The 19104-nt window shown below is 53.3% G+C and carries 20 protein-coding genes; 1 reads left to right on the plus strand and 19 read right to left on the minus strand.

Annotated features, from left to right (window positions below; genetic code table 11):
- Positions 1-6 precede the first annotated feature (6 nt).
- The 14 genes from ABJI08_RS18735 to rpsM form a co-directional block, all read right to left on the minus strand.
- Positions 7-1494 (minus strand): amino acid ABC transporter permease, encoded by a 1488-nt coding sequence (locus ABJI08_RS18735; protein ID WP_348403384.1) that lies wholly within the window; start codon positions 1492-1494, stop codon positions 7-9.
- 1 nt (position 1495) lies between these two features.
- The gene (locus tag ABJI08_RS18740) at positions 1496-2743 is read right to left on the minus strand and encodes an ABC transporter permease subunit (RefSeq protein WP_348403385.1); all 1248 of its coding nucleotides are present in this window, start codon (positions 2741-2743) and stop codon (positions 1496-1498) included.
- A 134-nt stretch (positions 2744-2877) separates the two neighbouring features.
- Positions 2878-3894, minus strand: coding sequence for an amino acid ABC transporter substrate-binding protein (locus ABJI08_RS18745; protein ID WP_348403386.1), 1017 nt, complete (start codon positions 3892-3894; stop codon positions 2878-2880).
- Between the two features lie 201 nt (positions 3895-4095).
- On the minus strand, positions 4096-4806 hold the full coding sequence (locus tag ABJI08_RS18750; RefSeq protein WP_348403387.1) for an ATP12 family protein: 711 nt from the start codon (positions 4804-4806) through the stop codon (positions 4096-4098).
- Between the two features lies 1 nt (position 4807).
- Complete coding sequence (locus ABJI08_RS18755) at positions 4808-5482, minus strand: HAD-IA family hydrolase (RefSeq protein WP_348403388.1); 675 nt, start codon at positions 5480-5482, stop codon at positions 4808-4810.
- On the minus strand, positions 5479-6522 hold the full coding sequence (locus ABJI08_RS18760) for an RluA family pseudouridine synthase (RefSeq protein WP_348403389.1): 1044 nt from the start codon (positions 6520-6522) through the stop codon (positions 5479-5481). Before ABJI08_RS18760 ends, ABJI08_RS18755 begins: the two co-directional genes overlap by 4 nt.
- A complete protein-coding gene (gene crcB, locus ABJI08_RS18765) occupies positions 6519-6896 on the minus strand; it encodes a fluoride efflux transporter CrcB (protein WP_348403390.1) in 378 nt (125 codons plus the stop codon). Before crcB ends, ABJI08_RS18760 begins: the two co-directional genes overlap by 4 nt.
- Positions 6897-6987: 91 nt before the next feature.
- Positions 6988-8310 (minus strand): replication-associated recombination protein A, encoded by a 1323-nt coding sequence (locus ABJI08_RS18770; RefSeq protein ID WP_348403391.1) that lies wholly within the window; start codon positions 8308-8310, stop codon positions 6988-6990.
- A 5-nt stretch (positions 8311-8315) separates the two neighbouring features.
- Complete coding sequence (locus ABJI08_RS18775) at positions 8316-9698, minus strand: trypsin-like peptidase domain-containing protein (RefSeq protein WP_348403392.1); 1383 nt, start codon at positions 9696-9698, stop codon at positions 8316-8318.
- Between the two features lie 87 nt (positions 9699-9785).
- The gene (locus ABJI08_RS18780) at positions 9786-11105 is read right to left on the minus strand and encodes a ferric reductase-like transmembrane domain-containing protein (protein WP_348403393.1); all 1320 of its coding nucleotides are present in this window, start codon (positions 11103-11105) and stop codon (positions 9786-9788) included.
- Between the two features lie 116 nt (positions 11106-11221).
- Complete coding sequence (gene rplQ / locus ABJI08_RS18785) at positions 11222-11641, minus strand: 50S ribosomal protein L17 (protein ID WP_348403394.1); 420 nt, start codon at positions 11639-11641, stop codon at positions 11222-11224.
- 119 nt (positions 11642-11760) lie between these two features.
- Positions 11761-12777 (minus strand): DNA-directed RNA polymerase subunit alpha, encoded by a 1017-nt coding sequence (locus ABJI08_RS18790; protein ID WP_348403395.1) that lies wholly within the window; start codon positions 12775-12777, stop codon positions 11761-11763.
- A gap of 114 nt (positions 12778-12891) precedes the next feature.
- Positions 12892-13281 carry a 30S ribosomal protein S11 gene (gene rpsK, locus ABJI08_RS18795; protein ID WP_299356403.1) on the minus strand — a complete coding sequence of 130 codons (390 nt, stop codon included), beginning with the start codon at positions 13279-13281 and terminating at the stop codon, positions 12892-12894.
- Positions 13282-13297: 16 nt separating this feature from the next.
- Positions 13298-13666 (minus strand): 30S ribosomal protein S13, encoded by a 369-nt coding sequence (gene rpsM, locus ABJI08_RS18800; RefSeq protein ID WP_348403396.1) that lies wholly within the window; start codon positions 13664-13666, stop codon positions 13298-13300.
- Between the two features lie 409 nt (positions 13667-14075).
- On the opposite strand from rpsM, the gene ABJI08_RS18805 reads away from it, so the two are divergent.
- The gene (locus tag ABJI08_RS18805; RefSeq protein WP_348403397.1) at positions 14076-15365 is read left to right on the plus strand and encodes a hypothetical protein; all 1290 of its coding nucleotides are present in this window, start codon (positions 14076-14078) and stop codon (positions 15363-15365) included.
- Positions 15366-15423: 58 nt separating this feature from the next.
- Here the strand turns inward: ABJI08_RS18805 and ABJI08_RS18810 are convergent, their stop codons facing one another.
- The 5 genes from ABJI08_RS18810 to ABJI08_RS18830 form a co-directional block, all read right to left on the minus strand.
- Complete coding sequence (locus ABJI08_RS18810) at positions 15424-16068, minus strand: adenylate kinase (RefSeq protein WP_348403398.1); 645 nt, start codon at positions 16066-16068, stop codon at positions 15424-15426.
- Positions 16065-17426: a preprotein translocase subunit SecY gene (gene secY, locus ABJI08_RS18815; RefSeq protein WP_348403399.1), complete on the minus strand. Its 1362-nt coding sequence runs from the start codon at positions 17424-17426 to the stop codon at positions 16065-16067. The genes ABJI08_RS18810 and secY overlap by 4 nt, the downstream gene beginning before the upstream one ends.
- Before the next feature lie 107 nt (positions 17427-17533).
- On the minus strand, positions 17534-18007 hold the full coding sequence (rplO, locus tag ABJI08_RS18820) for a 50S ribosomal protein L15 (protein WP_348403400.1): 474 nt from the start codon (positions 18005-18007) through the stop codon (positions 17534-17536).
- A gap of 228 nt (positions 18008-18235) precedes the next feature.
- On the minus strand, positions 18236-18451 hold the full coding sequence (locus ABJI08_RS18825; protein WP_348403401.1) for a DUF1127 domain-containing protein: 216 nt from the start codon (positions 18449-18451) through the stop codon (positions 18236-18238).
- Between the two features lie 232 nt (positions 18452-18683).
- Entirely contained in the window at positions 18684-18893 is a 210-nt protein-coding gene (locus ABJI08_RS18830) for a DUF1127 domain-containing protein (RefSeq protein WP_348403402.1), read from the minus strand.
- Positions 18894-19104 lie beyond the last annotated feature (211 nt).

Here is a 19104-nt window from a genome sequence, read left to right on the forward strand (position 1 = left end):
TCCTTACTAGTGGCCGGTCTGAAGCTTGCGCTCCAGATACATGGAATAACGTGACATCGAGAAACAGAAGACAAAGAACAACAAGGCGATAAAGCCATACAGTTCCCAGACAACTCCGTTCCAATTCGCGTCAGCGCGGATGGCTGTGGACAATCCAAGCGGGTCGAGCAGACCGATGATCGACACAAGGGTTGTATCCTTGAAAACGCCGATAAACGTACTCACGATCCCCGGGATCGAAATCTTCAACGCCTGAGGCATAATGACAAGGCGTTGTGCCTGCCAATAGTTCAGCCCCAGCGAATCCGCACCTTCGTATTGCCCGGTTGGAAGCGCCGCGAGGCCACCCCGCACCACCTCGGCCATATAGGCCGCGGCAAACAGGGTCACCATGATCAACACACGCAGGATGATGTCAAAGTTGGTGCCCGGAGGCATGAACACGTTCAGCAGCGTTGACGCCACAAACAACAGCGTGATCAACGGAACACCGCGAATGAACTCGATAAAGCCCACGCACAATGCTTTGACGATCATCAAATCCGATTGCCGCCCCAGCGCCAGAACGATGCCAAGCGGCAATGATCCAACAATGGCTACAACACCGATTGTAATTGATAGCATAAAGCCACCAAATTTACGGCTTTCGACAACCTCGATCGACAATGGAATGATGCTCTCGGCCACCCCTGCGAATGTCCCGGACAGGAGTAACCACCAGACAATCGCCGCCAACGGCCCAACGATTAAACCGATCAGCCCGCTCACAGTCCTGGCTAAAATGCTGTAAGCGAAATAGCCAATTACAAAACCGAGAATAGCGCCGATGGGTACCCAGGCTGATCCCCCCCACAACAACCATGGAAAGACAAATGGGAACAGGGCTGTAAAGATCAGAGGATTGGGCAGACGTTTCGCGCCTCCCGCGATCTGCGTCGCACGATCCGCCTTATCAGTCGATACCAGAGTGTACGCCAGATACGCCAGCCCAAGGCCAGAAATGATGCGCAGCATCCAGGCAAACACGCCGCCAAAGGCAAATGTCGTCAGAAACACCAGCAAAGCCAACAGAAACCAGTTCATCCGACGTGAGATCATGCTGAACAGAACCGGAATGACCGCAACGAACAGCAACCCAAATGTTACAACCGGTCGCCAGTACAGCTCGGATGGGTAAAACCCAAACATAAGCTGGATCCAACGCTCCCGGATCACGCCCCAGCATGCGCCGCCACCGTGTCCACCACCACCGCCATTGACGGCAAAGATTTCACGGCATTCTTTCAGCGATCCCGCACTCCAGGTTCCGCTAAACACCCAAGGTAACAGCGAAACCAAAACGTAGAATATCACCAGCAATGACGAAATCGTCAGCACCGAGTTTAATATGCCGGAAAACAGGTTCTCGCGCATCCAACCGACAATACCCACATTAGACGCAGGTGGCGCCTTCTCTGGGAGCATGTCTTCGCGAACAAAAGCAATATCAGACATATCAGCGCTCCTTCAGCTTAACGGATTCGTTGTACCAGTTCATTACAGCCGAAATGCTCAGCGAAATGACCAGGTAGCAAAGCATCAACAGCAACAGTGTCTCAAGCTCTCGTCCGGTTTGGTTGAGGGTAATTCCACCCAGTGTACCGGTGATGTCCATGTAGCCCACAGCAATCGCCAGCGACGAGTTTTTCGTCAGGTTAAGATAGTTCGAGATTAGCGGCGGAATGATCACCCGTAACGCTTGTGGCAGCACAACAAGGCTCATGATCCGGTTGGATCTTAGGCCCAGTGCGGCGGCGGCTTCCGTCTGACCATGGCTGATCGCCAAAATCCCGGCTCGCACGATCTCTGCGATGAACGCAGCTGTATAGAGCGACAAAGCCAACCAGAGCGCAATCAGCGAATTGCGCATGTATGTGCCGCCTTTGAAGTTGAACCCCTTCAACTCTGGATAGCCAAGGTGGAAACCCAGAACGACCAACAGAATGATCATAGGCACAAACAAAATGGCCAGATTCACATACCATGTCTTTGGCCGGTCCCCGGTTGCCTCCTGAATGCCCTGCGCACGTGCGTTGACTTTTCTGATCGCAAATATCGACGCGGCCAAAAGAACCAGTATCGCAATCAGGTCCAGCGAAACGTCAAACCGCAGGGACGAAGCCCCGAACAGGTGAATGTCGCCCAACGAATTTGAAAACAATGGCTCAGGAACATAGACGCCCCGGTTGGTAAACACGACGCTACCGGTTTCGACGCCCTTAAACGCGCGTGGAGACGGCAATGTCTCGATCAGAACTGCCATTGTGAACACAATCCACAACAACACAGGTACGTTGCGGAAAAATTCCACGTAAACGGTCATCAGCTTGGCAATGAGCCAGTTCTTGGAAAGACGAAGAACCCCGATGACCACGCCCAGTATTGTCGCTGTCACGCAGCCCATAAAGGCCACGAGCAAGGTGTTCAGTAGGCCGATGAATGATGCACGCAGATGCGTATCTTGTGAATTATAATCCAGCAGTCTTTGGTTGATGTCATACCCGGCAGGTTCGCCGAGAAACCCAAAATTTGGTTCCTTGCCTAATGTTGCAAGGTTTTGAGCTGTATTTGAGATCAGCCAGCCAATCAAAAGTAAAAACCCGATCAGCGCAACGATCTGAATAGTCATCGAGCGATACCGGGTGTCATAAATCAGCATAGACGGCCGGAACGACTCCCTAGGAGGGTCGGTCAAAGTGGTCATTTGGATATATCCCCGTTACTCGGCCGATTATTATTTGTCTGGCGACGTTGCGCCGTGGCCGAATTAATTGGTGAGATGTCACTTCAGGTGACAAAAAAGGGCGCGAAATTTTCGCGCCCTTCTTGATTTGGATTTTACCGGAAAGGTGGCGAGTAAATCAGGCCGCCTTCGGTCCATTGTGCGTTCAGGCCGCGAGCCAGTCCGATTGGTGTGCTTTCACCAATGTTGCCCTCAAACAGCTCACCATAGTTGCCGCCTGCCATAATGGCGTTTTTCGCCCAGTCAGCCGACACACCCAGCATTTCGCCAAGGTTACCCTCTGTACCCAGAAGACGGTTAACTTCTGGGTTGTCGGTACCGGCAGACATTTCACCGATATTTGCCGATGTCACACCCAGCTCCTCAGCTGTAACCAGCGCGTTGAGCGTCCAGCGCACAACGTCACCCCATTCGTTGTCGCCGTGGCGGACAAGCGGGCCAAGAGGCTCTTTGGAGATGATTTCAGGCAGCAGAACATGTGCGCCTGGGTCTTCAAAGGTTGCGCGTGTCGCAGCCAGACCAGATGCATCCGTGGTGTAAACGTCGCACGCACTAGCAAGATACTGCTGTTGCGCTTCGGCGTTGGTTTCGATCGGAACCGGCTCATAGCTGATGTTGTTGGACCGGAAGAAATCAGCAAGGTTCAGTTCGGTTGTTGTACCGGTCTGAATACAAACGGTTGCACCGTCCAGCTCTTTTGCAGACGAAACGCCCAGTTCCTTAGGAACCATAAAGCCCTGACCGTCATAATAGTTCACACCAACAAATGTGAACTTCAGGTCCACATCGCGCGAGAATGTCCAGGTCGTGTTGCGCGCCAGCATGTCGATTTCGCCCGACGCAAGTGCGGTGAAACGAGTTTTACCGGTCGTTGGAACAAATTCCACAGCTTTTGGATCGCCCAAAACGGCCGCAGCAACCGCACGGCATACGCCGACATCAAAGCCATCCCATTCGCCATTGGCGTCAGGGGCCGCAAAGCCAACAAGACCCGTGGTCACACCACAGTTCAGTTTGCCGCGTGCTTTTACATCGTCAAGTGTTCCGGCAGCCGCTACCCCAGCGGCGATACCTGCCATGGCGAGTGTACCATAGAATACAGATTTTTTCATTTTTACCTCTTCCTGATGTTCCGTCCTTTGCGAACGGTCTTTCGGCCTTTTTGGCCGTGCGAAGGCACTAGGATTGCTCCCCTAAAACCTCACTCCTTAGTGTGGGCGCAATCATCTCGAAACGTCAAGTGCCACTTCAAGGAAATTGATCAAGAACAAAGATTTGAAGATGTACCGGCAAGCATCTGGAAAATATTGTCTTTAATATAGCATTTTCGCAAATTTGTAGGCGTGAATAAAGGCATGGTATTTTTGAGAAGCCATCATTTGCGCTTCTTCATCCACGCCCCATTGTTCTTCCTGCCAGGTTTCATCGATTCTTGACAACTGCCAAAGTTCATCAATGGGTCGGAAATCCAGCAAAGCGGCAAAACCTAAAACAAGTGAGCCAGACAAGCTGACAAGGTCATGAAACGCGGCAAGCTGAAAATTATCCAGCGCGTGAACGCGGTTGCGCAGGTTGGCCAAACTCGTCTCGTTTTGTGCCATATGCATGACGCCGGAAACGGATTCCAGCGGCGCCGCCAGGACATTTGCAGACCAGTCAAGTAGAGGGTCCCAGTTTTCGGCCTGACGTTCGATCAACTCTTGCGGCGACGTTGCGCGGTAACACAGCAAATCACTTCCGCCATATTCCGCCAAAAGGTCGGCAACTTCGCTATGTTGCGTGGCGACTTTGTCGATGGCGGCGTTAGCAGACCGTGTCACTGGCATTGTTCCGGGATCGATTTTGTCAGTCTGAGCGTTCCATTCAGCGGCAATGCTTTCAGCCATAACGCGGCTTGGAACAATCAGGGCCGCCTTTGCAGGTGTTTTTAACGCGCGCCCGTCAAGCTTTACGGAAAACCCTTTGGGTTCCTGTGTGACTTCTGCCAGTTTCCAGAACCGTTTCTGCGCCCATTCGCTGCTCATTCTAAATTCCCCATACGTCCAGAAGCGCCGCTTGCAGGTCTTCAAAGCGGTCGATCACAATGTCAGCAGCCACGAGCGCAGACCTGTCGTGATAACCCCAACTTACACCAATTGCAGCCATGCCAGCGGCACGTGCCATTTCCATATCAAAGCTTGTATCGCCAACCATCGCAGATGCCTGCGCAGAAGCGCCGGTCTCTTGCATCGCCGTCAATAGCATTGAAGGGTGCGGTTTGGATGGGTGATGATCCGCGACTTGCTGGGTTACGAACATCTGTTCAAGCCCGTGACCTTGCAACAATTTGTCCAGCCCACGGCGAGATTTACCCGTAGCCACGCCCAAAATCATGTGGTCGTCCGAATTCAGCTGAGACAAGGTGTCGATGGCGCCGGGATAAAGCGGTGATGAGTTAACTGTGCCAGCTTGCTCTCGGTGGAGCATGTAGCTGTCTTTGTAAGCCTGAACCATCTGGTCCCTTAGCTCCACAGCTGCATCGGGAACCAGACGCGCCATCGCGACATCAAGGGACAGACCAACAATACCCAACACCGCATCGCGGTCGGGGTTCGGCAGACCGACGGACTGGAACGCCACATTCATTGAACGTAGAATATCCGCCTGACTGTCCACAAGTGTGCCGTCGACGTCAAAAACGACCAATCGCAATTCGCTCATTGAAGCGTCTCAAACGGGTCTTCAGCGGCCATGTCAGGCGTCCATTGAAACGTATCAAAGGTACGCTCCATATGCTCTGGCAGGGGGGCAACTATCGACAGCGGTTTTCGGGTCACCGGATGCTCAAGCTGCATGGTTCTTGCGTGCAGGTGAAGCTTGTTGCTGATGATGCCGCCCAATTGAGCACCCCACCCATCGCCCTGATTTTCCTGCCCCGAGCCGCCATATTTGCCATCTCCGATAATCGGATGGCCAATTTCGGACATGTGCGCGCGCAATTGATGCGTGCGCCCGGTAATCGGTTCCATGGCAACCCACGCCGCACGGCTCGCTACGCGGTAAAGCGTTGCGTATTGCGTGATGGCGCGTTTTGCGCCCGGCGTACCGTCAACGTCCCGAGGATGCAGGCAATGCATTTTCTCGCCTTCACCACCGCGCCCATGTCCCGGCGCCTTAACCAGCCCGTATTTGATTTCGCCCAAATACGGCGTTGGAACGCCTGCAACCACAGCCCAATAGATCTTGCGGGTCTGGCGGTGACGCAAGGCGGCAGTCAGCGCTGCGGCCATCTCTCTTGTGCGGGCAAGCAACAAGACACCAGACGTGTCTTTATCAAGCCGGTGAACAAGACGGGGTTTGTCATCAAACCCAAACCTCAGCGCCTCCGACAATCCATCGACATGGCGTTTTTGCTTACTTCCGCCCTGACTTGGCAAGCCGGGGGGCTTGTTCAACGCAATAATGTGATCGTCACGATAAATTACGCAGTCGCGGATAAGCTTGGCGTCGGAATCAGACACTTTGGCAGCCGTCATCACGCGAATTTCATGGGCTTCGGGCAAAGGCGGAATACGCACCTGTGCACCTGTCGTAAGACGTGTGGACGCTTTGACCCGCCCACCATCCACACGGATTTCGCCCTTGCGGCACATCTTTTCGATACGACCCTGCGAGACATGCGGAAACAGTCTTCGAAACCAGCGATCAAGGCGCTGATCAGAATCGCCCGGCCCAACAGTGACGGTTTGTACCTGGCTCATGTTATTGCTCCTCGTGTTAGCATTATGCCCAATGCCAAGGCCCCGACTGAGCCAAACACCGAAATCAGCACATAGATGACAGCGGTCCCGATTTGACCGCGTTCAAACAAATTGACCGTTTCCAGCGAAAATGCAGAAAACGTCGTGAACCCACCAAGCAGCCCTGTCATCACCAGCGGCGACAAATGGGTCAAACCCCGATGGCTGGCCAGAACAACAAATGCGCCCATTAGAAACGAGCCAATGATATTGACTGTGATAATCGCCATAGGAAACCCATGCCCCAACAACCGGACAACGCCAAGCCCCGTCAAATAACGAAGACTCGCCCCAACGGCACCGCCGAGTGCCACATATATCAAGCTGTTCAACATGCCCGGTCTCTCGCGTGCGCCAAGTCAGATGTCAAGCGTGCTGCCCTGTGTGGCACGTCGAAAACACCTAAAAACCGGACCCGTTCCAAATTTAGGACGGTTCACCACGCTTCAGTCTTAACTTGGTAAAGTAATCCAGCCGGCGCTTTAGCTCTCGCTCATAGCCACGTTCCACAGGGGCATACAGAACAGGCCTTTTGACGTCGTCGGGGAAATAGTTCTGGCCCGAAAATCCGTCCTGCGCATCATGATCATATTGATACCCGGTGCCGTACCCCTGATCCGCCATCAAAGAGGTGGGCGCGTTCAAAATGTGTTTTGGCGGCATAGCCGAACCGGTTTTCTGCGCCAATATGCGCGCAGCTTTATACGCGACATATCCAGCGTTGCTTTTGGGTGCGAGCGCCAGATAGGCCACCGCCTGAGCAAGCGCCAATTCTCCTTCCGGCGACCCAAGCCGTTCATATGTTTCCCAAGCGCCAAGGCAAATGCCCTGCGCCTGTGGGTCGGCAAGGCCAATGTCTTCGACGGCCATACGGGTGAGCCTGCGCGCCAGAAACCGAGGGTCTTCACCCCCTTCCAGCATACGCGCAAACCAATACAACGCAGCATCAGGATCAGACCCGCGAACCGATTTGTGAAGCGCTGAAATCAGGTTGTAATGCTCGTCACCGGATTTGTCGTATTTCGCCGCACGCCGCATAAGCCGTGTCGACAAGGCGTCAGTGTCAAGCTTGCCATCGACTTTCCATGCCGCGACCTGCTCTACAAGGTTCAACAACGCCCTGCCGTCACCATCGGCCATTTCCAACAATGCTTCTCGTGCAGGCCCATCCAACGGCAGACCGCGACCCAGTTCCCGTTCGGCGCGTTGAACAAGGCGTTCCAAATCCGCCAGACTCAACCGTTCCAGAACCAACACCTGAGCACGACTCAGCAAGGCTGCATTCAGTTCAAAAGACGGATTTTCCGTGGTCGCGCCGACAAGCAAAATGGTCCCGTCTTCCATATGCGGAAGAAAGCCGTCTTGTTGCGCTTTGTTGAAACGATGGATTTCATCGACAAACAACAACGTCCCCTTGCCGTTCGACCGTCGCAACCGTGCCGCTTCAAACACTTTGCGAAGCTCAGGCACGCCTGTGAAAATGGCGCTGATCTGAATAAAATGCAGATCTGTTTCATCAGCCAGAAGGCGCGCAATGGTTGTTTTTCCGACGCCGGGCGGACCCCAGAAAATCAGAGATGATAAAGACCCCGCCGCCAGCATAACACCAAGCGGTCCTTGATCTCCCAAGACTTGCTCTTGTCCGATAACCTCTGACAAATTGTTGGGACGCAACCGATCTGCCAGAGGACGATGAACGTTCTCTGTTTTGGCGTCTGAGTGATCTGTGGTGTCAAAGAGGTCGGCCATGGGTTTTACAATCGAAAGCGCATTACGACGCGTTGTGCGCCACGCTGCACTTCCATCGTTAACCGTTGCCGCGCGTCCCGCAAAGCCTGTTCCGCTTCTTTGGGGTCTGCGACCTCCTGCCCGTCAATGGCACGCAGAACATCACCCGGCTGAAGGCCAATGCGCGCGCCAACCTCTCCTGTGTTTTCGACCACCACCCCTGTTGTCCCCAACGGAAAGCCATATTGCCAAAGGACCGCAGGGTTAACTCTGGACAAGATTAGCCCGGGGACCGCGGTGCGGCGACCAGTTTCCAAGGTGTTGCGTGCAGGCGTTTCCGGTGCGACATCCAGTTTCACGGTTCGCACCTCTACCACACCGTCACGCACCATCTCAATTTCAGCCTCTGCCCCCAGCCCGGCAACCGACATCCGAAAGATCATCTCTGACGGTGTGTTGACCGGGTGGTTGTCCACTTTCACGATAACATCACCGGGTTGAAGGCCAGCCTTTTTGAACGGGCTCACCGAATGCAAATCCGAAATAGCAATCCCGCCAGGGCGCGCCAGCCCCAAACCATTGGCCATGTCAGCGTCAACAGGTTGCCCAAACATGCCCGCCCATGGCCGCATAAACACGTCATGCCCTGCCCGCGCCTGTTCTACAAATTGCGCCACGAGACGTGAAGGAATGGCAAACCCGATACCATTTGAGCCGCCAGAGCGCGTCAAAATCGACGTATTGATCCCTATCAGATCACCGTTCACATCAATCAGCGCTCCGCCAGAGTTTCCCGGATTGATCGGCGCGTCAGTCTGCAAAAAATAGCCGCGCGCATTGCCTGTCGCGACACCTGACCGTGCCAACCCCGAGACAATCCCGCTGCTAACTGTTTGTCCGACGCCAAATGGATTGCCAATCGCCAACACCAATTCCCCAACCTCGACACCGTCGCTGTTGCGCAGTTCCAGAAATGGCATTTCCTCTGACGTATCAAGCTGCAGGATTGCGAGGTCGGCTTCTTCGTCTGCAAGAAGCACTTTTGCCGAAAATTCGCGCAGGTCGTTGAGATGCACGCGGATATCTGTCGACATTCCAACAACGTGATAATTTGAAACAACAATCCCATCCGAAGACAAAATCACGCCAGACCCAAGAGAGTTCTGGACCTGAGGTTGTGACTTTCCAAGATCCCGAAACAGGTTTTCAAAGAATGGGTCGCCCTGAAATGGGCTAGACCGCACATTCACAACTTTCTTCGCGTAGATGTTTACAACCGCCGGCGCGGCTTGTTTCACCAGTGGCGCGAACCCCAACGAAATCTCAACCTGGTCCCGAGGAACCTTGGTTTGCGCCGTGACGACACTGGCCACCGAGATAATCAAGCACGTAAGAACAACTCTGAACATGACGCCTCCTTGGTATCATGTCAGCATATGCGAGAGGCTTTCCCGATTTGCAAGGTAACGCCGCGTATTGTGTTCGTGCCGAAACGTCTATTGGCGCGGCAATCGGCTCTGAACGCTGTCAGGCAGGTTGATGCGCTTGAACAACAATTCCGCCATACGCCGCAAACCTATGCCGGTTCGGATTTCAAACTCTTCATACCGAAAACGCCGCCCGGTCACGCCCTGACGCTTGAAACCTTCCAGCAAGTCTTTGCGCATCTGCTTGGGTCCGCAAAACGAAACCGTGACGTCATTGGCATCAAGCCCAGATCTTTCAAGCAGCATGTCCGCCGACACCCGTCCCTGATCTGAGGATGTGTGCACGCGCAAGACAAAATTCTCAAAACTGTCGGCGACCGACCTGATCTCTTCCAAATGCGCAGCACTGTTCAGATCACGTGTGCAATAAAACAGGTGCACAGGGCCTGCCGTCTCTGCCAAATTTTGTGACCAGGCCAGAAACGGTGTAATGCCAATACCAGCGGCAACCCAAATCTGTGGTCCCTTTTTTGGGCATTCGAAATGTCCAAATGGGCCTTCGACTCTGGCATGCGTCCCGGTTTTGAGTGACTTATGCAACCGCGATGTATAATCCCCCAAACGCGCAACGCTCATCCGAATGCGACCATCTTCTGAAGAGGCCGAAGAAATCGTGAACGGATGTGGCTCTGACCCATCAAAGCTCACAAAAGCAAATTGCCCGGCGCGGTGACGCAACGGTTTTCCATCCGGGGTCATCTCAATCGACAAGGCGTTCCCTGTGGTTTCAACCTTTTCAACCACATAGGATCGGGACGGCCGCATCGCAGACGGCAGCAACCGCCAAGTGAACGCCAGAATGCCGACCACACAAAACGCAGACACGTACAGACCCAACGGATCACCGTTTTTAAAAGGTTTCAGGATAAAGAGGTAATGCGCCGATCCTGCGACAAAAAATGCGCCCATGAACCGATGCGTCCACCGCCACAAGTGGTAAGGGATAAAGGTCGCGATGGTGATGACCACCAAAATCAAAAGCCCGTACAAGCTGAGTTCGCCAAGCGTTTCCGCAAGTTCCTCAAGCATGTTCTGACGGCCCAGATTTGGCATTTCCGCATCTATGGTATCGTGCAGCAGGATGAACCCCATCGCCAGAATGCCCAGCCATTTGTGTACGATATAGCTGCGGTCGAGACCACCAAACAGCCATTCCACAAATGCAAATCGGGTTGCGATGACCTGAACAATGGCCATTGCAATCAGAGCGGCAATTCCCATGTACTGGCTCGCTACCGCGACAACATCCCGGCCTTGCGCCACGCCTCCGAACCAGATGAATGGAAACAAAAGCGAAATTGCGGTCAGGATCAGGCCCCAGGGTCTCATACTATTAGTCTACTCTCTTTATTGCATCGGCGCGCACATACGAAATGGGGCCCCTACTAATACCAGTAGAGGCCCAAATCTCAATTCAGAAATCAAGAAATCAAGAAATCAAGAAATCAGTCTTCTGCAGCTTCTTCGACTGCGGCGCGTGCTTTGTCAGCTGCGCCCTTGGCATCGGGATCACGATCTACAAATTCGATGATCGCCATTGGCGCCATGTCACCATAACGAAAGCCAGCTTTCATGATACGGATGTAACCACCCTGACGCTCGGCAAAACGCGGGCCAAGCACGTCAAAAAGACGCGAAACATACTGATCTTCTTTCAACTGTGCAGCGGCCTGACGGCGCGCGTGCAAGTCGCCACGTTTGGCAAGAGTGATCAGCTTTTCAACGATCGGACGCAGTTCTTTGGCTTTTGGCAAAGTGGTCTTGATCTGTTCATGTTCAATCAACGAACCCGCCATGTTTGCAAACATGGCTTTGCGGTGTTCATGTGTACGGTTCAGGCGGCGGTAACCACGAGCGTGACGCATTTTCTATATCCTTCTTTAGCGTTATGCTTTGTCTGGCGGCCGATGCGTGTCAGCCGCTCTCCTTGGGGCGGATGTGCCCAGATTTCCCCGGATCTCCCGGGCATTTGTGGAAGACGCGTTTAAAACGCGTCTTCAAATTTCTTAGCCAGATCTTCGATGTTGTCCGGTGGCCAATCTTCGACGTCCATTCCAAGATGCAGACCCATGCCCGAAAGCACTTCTTTGATCTCGTTCAAGGACTTGCGGCCAAAGTTCGGCGTGCGCAGCATCTCGGCTTCGGTTTTCTGGATCAGATCACCGATGTAAACGATGTTGTCGTTCTTGAGACAGTTCGCAGAGCGGACCGAAAGTTCCAGCTCGTCTACCTTCTTGAGCAACAGCGGGTTGAATTCCAGCCCGTCGTCTTCTTCCTGACGCCCGGCGGCTTCTGGCTCGTCAAAGTTCACAAAGATCGACAGCTGATCCTGCAGAATGCGTGCAGCAAAGGCCACAGCGTCTTCTGGTGTGATCGAACCATCGGTGTCGATTTTCATGGTCAGCTTGTCATAGTCCAGAACCTGACCTTCACGGGTCGGCTGAACATCGTAAGACACGCGTTTAACCGGCGAATAGATCGCATCAATCGGAATAAGACCAATTGGTGCATCTTCCGGCTTGTTCTTTTCAGCCGAAACATAACCTTTGCCAGTGTTGACCGTCAGTTCCATGTACAGGTCTGCACCATCATCAAGGTGGCAGATGACATGGTCCTTGTTCAGAACTTCGATGCCAGCGCTATCGCTGATATCACCTGCGGTAACTTCACCCGGGCCCTTTGCATTGATTGAGAGACGCTTCGGGCCCTCAACTTCCATACGCAAAGAAACACCCTTAAGGTTCAGGATGACGTCGGTGACGTCTTCACGTACACCAGCAACCGAAGAGAATTCGTGCAAAACGTTGTCGATTTGAACGCTGGTGATTGCCGCGCCTTGCAGGCTCGACATCAGAACACGGCGCAGCGCGTTCCCCAGAGTCAGGCCAAAGCCCCGCTCAAGTGGTTCAGCCACAGCCGTGGCTTGACGGGCGGGATCATTGCCCGGTTTGACTTCAAGCTGTGTCGGCTTGATCAGTTCAGCCCAATTTTTATGGATCATGCGTCCCTCCATTCCTGTCCGTCTCCCATGTCCAGAAGAGCCGGACTCCCGAGGTTTCTAAACGACAAACTGGGGCCGTGAAAAATTCGCGGCCCCAGAAAGAAAAATCTGTGATTAAACGCGGCGGCGCTTTGGTGGGCGGCAGCCGTTATGCGCAATTGGTGTCACGTCACGGATCGATGTGATGTTAAAGCCAATAGCGGCAAGGGCGCGCAGAGCCGATTCACGGCCCGAACCGGGTCCCTGAACTTCGACTTCCAGCGTCTTTACACCGTGATCCTGAGCTTTTTTGCCTGCATCTTCTGCGGCCATCTGAGCAGCATAAGGTGTCGATTTACGCGACCCTTTAAAACCCATGGTGCCTGCCGAAGACCATGCAATTGCATTGCCCTGAACGTCGGAAATCAGAATTTTCGTGTTGTTGAACGAAGAATTCACGTGTGCAACGCCAGAAGCGATATTCTTGCGTTCTTTTTTCTTAGTACGAGTCTTTTCGCGTGCCATTGATCAAACCCTCCCCTTACTTCTTCTTACCAGCAATAGCCCGTGCAGGACCTTTGCGAGTGCGAGCGTTGGTGTGGGTGCGCTGACCACGCACAGGCAGGTTACGACGGTGGCGCAGACCGCGGTAGCAACCCAGATCCATCAAACGTTTGATGTTCATCTGAACTTCACGACGCAGATCACCTTCAACGGTGTATGTTGCGTCGATGTGCTCGCGGATCGCAAGAACTTCGGCATCGCTCAGTTCGTTTACACGACGAGCTTCATCGATTTTCACGGATGCGCAGATTTCTTTGGCCGAAGTCGGGCCAATACCAGTGATATAAGTGAGGGCGATCGGGACCCGTTTGTGGGTCGGGATGTTTACGCCGGCAATACGTGCCACGTGCTACTTTCCTTTTCGTTGCGATTCCGTAGCTCCGGAACCTTTTTTCACAACACTCGACCAAGGCTTTCGCACTTAAATGTCCAGTATTTCTGAGGTGTTCTGTGTACAGACGAATCTATCCACAAATTCGATTCCCTTTAGGGATGGGGGTCGATATGGGGTTTTTTAACACGCGTCAAGAGGGCAGGTTCGCGAAACTCAATCTATCGGCACAACAATCGATAAAATCGTGATTCATGCCATTTTACTGGCACGCGACATGCGCACTCTTGCACTTGGCGTATTTCGACGGCAACATCACCCCAATTAGACGATGTCGCCTCTGAAAATGCGACTTTCGAGATATTTTTGGTACGATTTTCCCGCGCCGCCGTATTGCAGCGTAACCCTATTGGAATTGATTGCGATGGACGACTTTCTGTCGAAAAAGAAGCTCATTCAGGTGGCCGAACAGGTCCAGGCAGGCAATCGGATCGAAGCGCGGTTTGCCAAGCCATTCCTCGCGCACCAATTTCCCGAAACGTCTCCGGTCGGCAAAGCTATGCTTCGGCTCGCAGGATGGATATCCCTGTTCTTTGCTTCTGTCTTGGTGATCTTTCCGGAAGTCGGCGAATGGCTGATCGCTGTTTTGCCGGAAGTCTTTTTGCTGCCCGAACGTCTTGCCAAAGCGCTCGACTATGTTTGGGGTCTGCTTGGCAAGCAGGTCAAGAAACAGCATCTAATGTATCACCTGCCCAATATCATCATCTATTCCTTCGGTGTTGTTGGGCTGCGTCAGCTTTGGCGCAAGCTGAACAAAAACAACTGGAAGGATCTGATTGAAGACTCACAGAAAAAACTGCGGTCTCAAATCGAAAACGGAACTGCCCGCTTTTCGTTTCAACCCGGGTTCTCTTTGCTGTTCGTCGGCGATGGCGATCAGGTGGCAAAAAGTCTGGTGACAGACGATCCTACAATTGGCCCCTCTCTGTCTTCTCAGCGCCCCGGGTACAGTCCTCTTTGGGGAAAATACGTGAGCGCGGATGGTGACGCTGGTATGGAGCGCGTACTTGACCAAATAAACTGCGAAGACGCCGGTGAATATGTTCTGTTCCCGGTCGTCGACGATCAGCTTTTCCTGCCGGGACAACAAGAATATGATATTCCACCACATCGGGTCGAGATAGCCGTTCGGCGCATTCGTTCGTTTGAACAGGAACAGGGCTGGACTCCGAAGCGGATCGTCATCGTGGGGGACAAGGTTCAGACCAGCCGCTTTGTTACGACAAGCCAAGGTGGCGAGAGCTTCGAGCAAAGTGACGACGTGAGCCTGCAAACTCTCGGACAAGATTATGAAAACGTTATTGTCGCGGATCCCACGGACATCACCATTCAGCGTATCATCGACATTGCTGACGGGCGGAAAATCCTGTTTCGCGCATCCCAGAAAGGGGCCGAGAAATACAGTAGCCGTTTCTTTGAACGTCTGGCCATGCTCGGATACGAACAAACACAAGACGCAACACTCACTGTTGGCTATGACATCACCGATCTGGAAACGGAACATCAGATCGTATCAAGAACAAGTGATCTATACCTACCTGTCATCTTGTCACGCGATGTGTTCGACCTTCTTTCCAAGCGCTACCTCAAAGACAGAAACTATATTTTTGTGCCACGTCTGGTCAAAGAAACCCTGCAGGAACTGGTCAAATAAAAAAAGCGCCCCTCGGGGCGCTTTCTCGGAATGGCTTGTGTCTTGCTAAGATGGCGCTTTAGCCTGCCAGCACGGCGTCAATCTCGGCCTTCACTTCGTCAATCTCACCCAGACCATTTACCGACTTCAGATCACCCTTGGCATAGTAATATCCCAACAACGGCGATGTTTTCTTGTAATACTCCATCAAGCGTTGCTTGAGGCTGTCTTCGTTGTCGTCCGCGCGGCGTTTCACGTCTGTCCCACCGCAATTGGTGCACTTACCGTCAGCAGGCCAGGGTTTGGTCTGGTCATTGTAAACTTCGCCACATGAACCACAGGTCGACCGAGCCGTAATCCGCGCAACCAGCGCATTGTCATCGACTTGCATCTCGACAACGGCATCAAGGGTTTCGGACTTTTCCGCCAAGAGCTCACCCAAGGCGTCGGCCTGAGCCAACGTGCGTGGGAACCCGTCAAAGATAAAGCCGCCAGCCTTGTCGCCTTCCAGCTTTTCCCGGATCAACCCGATAACGATCTCGTCTGTTACCAGATCACCGCGTGCCATCACGTCTGCTACGACCTTACCCATTTCGGTGCCGCTATCTTTGGCTTCGCGCAACATGTCGCCAGTGGACAGCTGAATCATATTGCGGTTTTCAACCAGAAAGCGTGCCTGAGTGCCTTTACCGGCGCCGGGTGGGCCTAGCAGAATGATGTTCATCGACGAGCAGCTCCCTTTTTGCCGCGCTTTTTGTTTTTGCCGCGCAGCTGTGATTTTTCAATCAGCCCTTCATATTGGTGGGCAAGTAGATGGCTCTGAGCTTGCTGAATAGTATCCATGGTCACAGACACCACAATCAGAACCGACGTTCCGCCAAAGTAGAAGGGGATCGCGAACTGACCACGCAAAATCTCAGGAAGGAGACAAACTGCCGCAAGGTATGCAGCACCAAGCGCCAAAATGCGGTTCACGACGTATTCCAGATACTCCGCCGTGCGCTTGCCCGGACGAATGCCAGGAACAAACCCGTTTTGGTTTTTGAGATTGTCGGCCACTTCATCCGGTTTGAAGCTGACGTTGAATGTATAGAAATACGCAAAGAACACGATCATTGCGACAAAGAACAACAGATACAGCGGCTGGCCGGGGCCAAAGTAAGCCAAGAGTGTCGACATGATCGGACCCGTTTGCGAGCCTGAAAACGTCGAAATCGTGGTCGGCAACAGCAAGAGAGAGCTGGCAAAGATAGCTGGGATCACGCCCGCTGGGTTGACCTTAACCGGAAGGTGGCTTGATCCACCGTCATAGACTTTCATGCCAACTTGACGGCGCGGATACTGGATATGGATTTTGCGCAAGGCGCGTTCCATGAACACCACGAAAGCGATCACCGCAACGACCATCACAATCACACCGATAATCACGGCAGGGCTGATCGCTCCGGACCGGCCGGAAGCCAGAAACTGTGCCAGAGCGGCAGGCAGTTCAGCAACAATGCCAACAAAGATAATCAGCGAAATACCGTTACCAATGCCGCGTGCTGTGATCTGTTCACCCAACCACATCAGGAACATCGTACCGCCAACCAGCGTGATAAGGCAGGAGAATCGGAAGAACAGGCCCGGGTCAGTGACCAACTCGCCAGCTTCGAGGCTGACAGCCAGACCGTAAGCCTGCAAAGTCGCCAGCGCCACCGTGCCATAGCGGGTGTACTGGTTCATCTTTTTGCGGCCCTGCTCGCCCTCTTTCTTCATCTGTTCAAGCGCAGGCACCATCGAGCCCAGCAACTGAACAATAATCGAGGCCGAGATGTAGGGCATGATGCCTAGGGCGAAGATCCCCATGCGACCCAGCGCGCCACCGGTGAACATCGACAAGATGCCCCCGAGACCCGCCGCAGCGCCTTCCATAAACTCACGCAACGCAACTCCGTCGATGCCCGGCACGGGAATCCATGTTCCCAAGCGGTAAACAATCAACAATCCAAGTGTGAACAGGATTCGGTTACGAAGGTCGGTGGCTTTTCCAAGCGCGGCCCAGCTCGTGTTGGCCGCCATTTGTTCAGCTGCAGATACCATGCGGATCTCTCTTAGAATGACAACGCCGCCACAACCGTCTTCCGGTCTGGCGGCGTTTGGAAAACTTGGAAGGTTATGTAAGCGGATGCGACCCCGCTCACAACCTCTTATTCAGCCGCTGGCGCTGATTTGATCGTCAACGTACCGCCGGCCTTCTCAACAGCTTCCACTGCCGACTTGGACGCGCCGGTGACTTCGATCGCCAATTTGGCCGTAACGTCACCCTTGGCCAGAACCCGAACGCCATCCAGAACGCGACGCACGAGACCCGCTGCGACCAGCGATTCTTCTGTGATCGGGTCGTTAGCGTTGACCTTGCCCTCATCCACGAATTTCTGGATCAGACCCAAGTTTACAACGGCGAATTTCTTGCGGTTCGGTTTGTTAAACCCACGCTTGGGCAAACGTTGGTACAATGGCATTTGACCGCCTTCGTAACCGTTGATCGCCACACCCGAACGGGATTTTTGACCTTTGATACCACGGCCACCCATTTTACCTTTGCCGGAACCTGGTCCACGGCCAACGCGCATGCGTTTTTTGGTTGCGCCTGGATTGTCGCGCAGTTCATTCAATCTCATTTCGCTTCTCCTTTTGCCGGAACTGACCCCTGAAGCGTAAGCGGGTCAAACACGGCGTTTCTTACTTTTTGATTCTGTGGCACATCGTGACCACTGGAGGCGTATATGACCTGACAGATTAGGAATCAAGAGGCAGGTTTGATGCGCAAATCAGGGAAGGTGACACGCGAATCAAAAAGCGCCCCGGCAATTTGCAGGAGCGCTTGAAAATCGAATTGTCAGATAGCTTTACAGGCCGTAGACCTGCTCGCGTGCGATGCCTTTGATATCGTACCGGGCGATACCGATGTCGCTCAACTCATTGTCGGTCAGGCCATTCAGCTCGGCATAGGTTCGATTGAATTTTTGGCGAAGTTCCCGCGCCTTCGTGATTTCTTCCCAAGCGCGAACTGCGCGCCCAGAAAACGGAAACTCAAAATGAACTACTGTGTTTGCGTGTGCCATGATGCACTCCTTTAGGTGGTGGTCCGAACCGATCTTCGGTCCGCGATCCTTGTTCCTCCCGCTGACACAAAGAAGATAGCGAGACCGGGTAGCGCTAACAACTGACTCATTCTTTGAACCCGCCATGCAGTCAGCGCATAGCTCATTTTGATTGAAACACAAAAAAACGCCCCTGACTAAATCAGAGGCGTTCAAAAAATGTTTCGCTCTTTCGAGCAGCGGGAAACTCAGCCTAGCGGATGAATGTCCCGGTACATGCGTCTGCAATGTCACACCGGCGAAGACCAATGTCAGCCAATTCGCGGTTGGTCAAACGTGACAGTTCTTTGAATGTACGAGTGTATTCTACCCGTTCTTGCGCGTGAAGGCGCAGGTTTGAAAACAGGGTCCGGATGCGATCTGCGAATCCGACGGGTGCGTGAGTTGTTGTTGCGTATGCCATTGTTCATTTCCTTTTGAGCGGTTCGGGGACTAGGTCGACCCGGAAAAACTAAGTTTGTCATCTCTTGGCGACACGGTTCAGATAGGACCTGATTTGCGTTCCAACAACCAATATTAAGGAAACACCGTTATGCAACTGATGCATATCTCAGCTAATGGCGGCTAAGCCCGCCCATTTTTGGAGCAGCTTGAGAATACTCTTGCCTGGGCAC

It is taken from the genome of Shimia sp. (assembly GCF_039969785.1).
Lineage (GTDB): Bacteria > Pseudomonadota > Alphaproteobacteria > Rhodobacterales > Rhodobacteraceae > Shimia.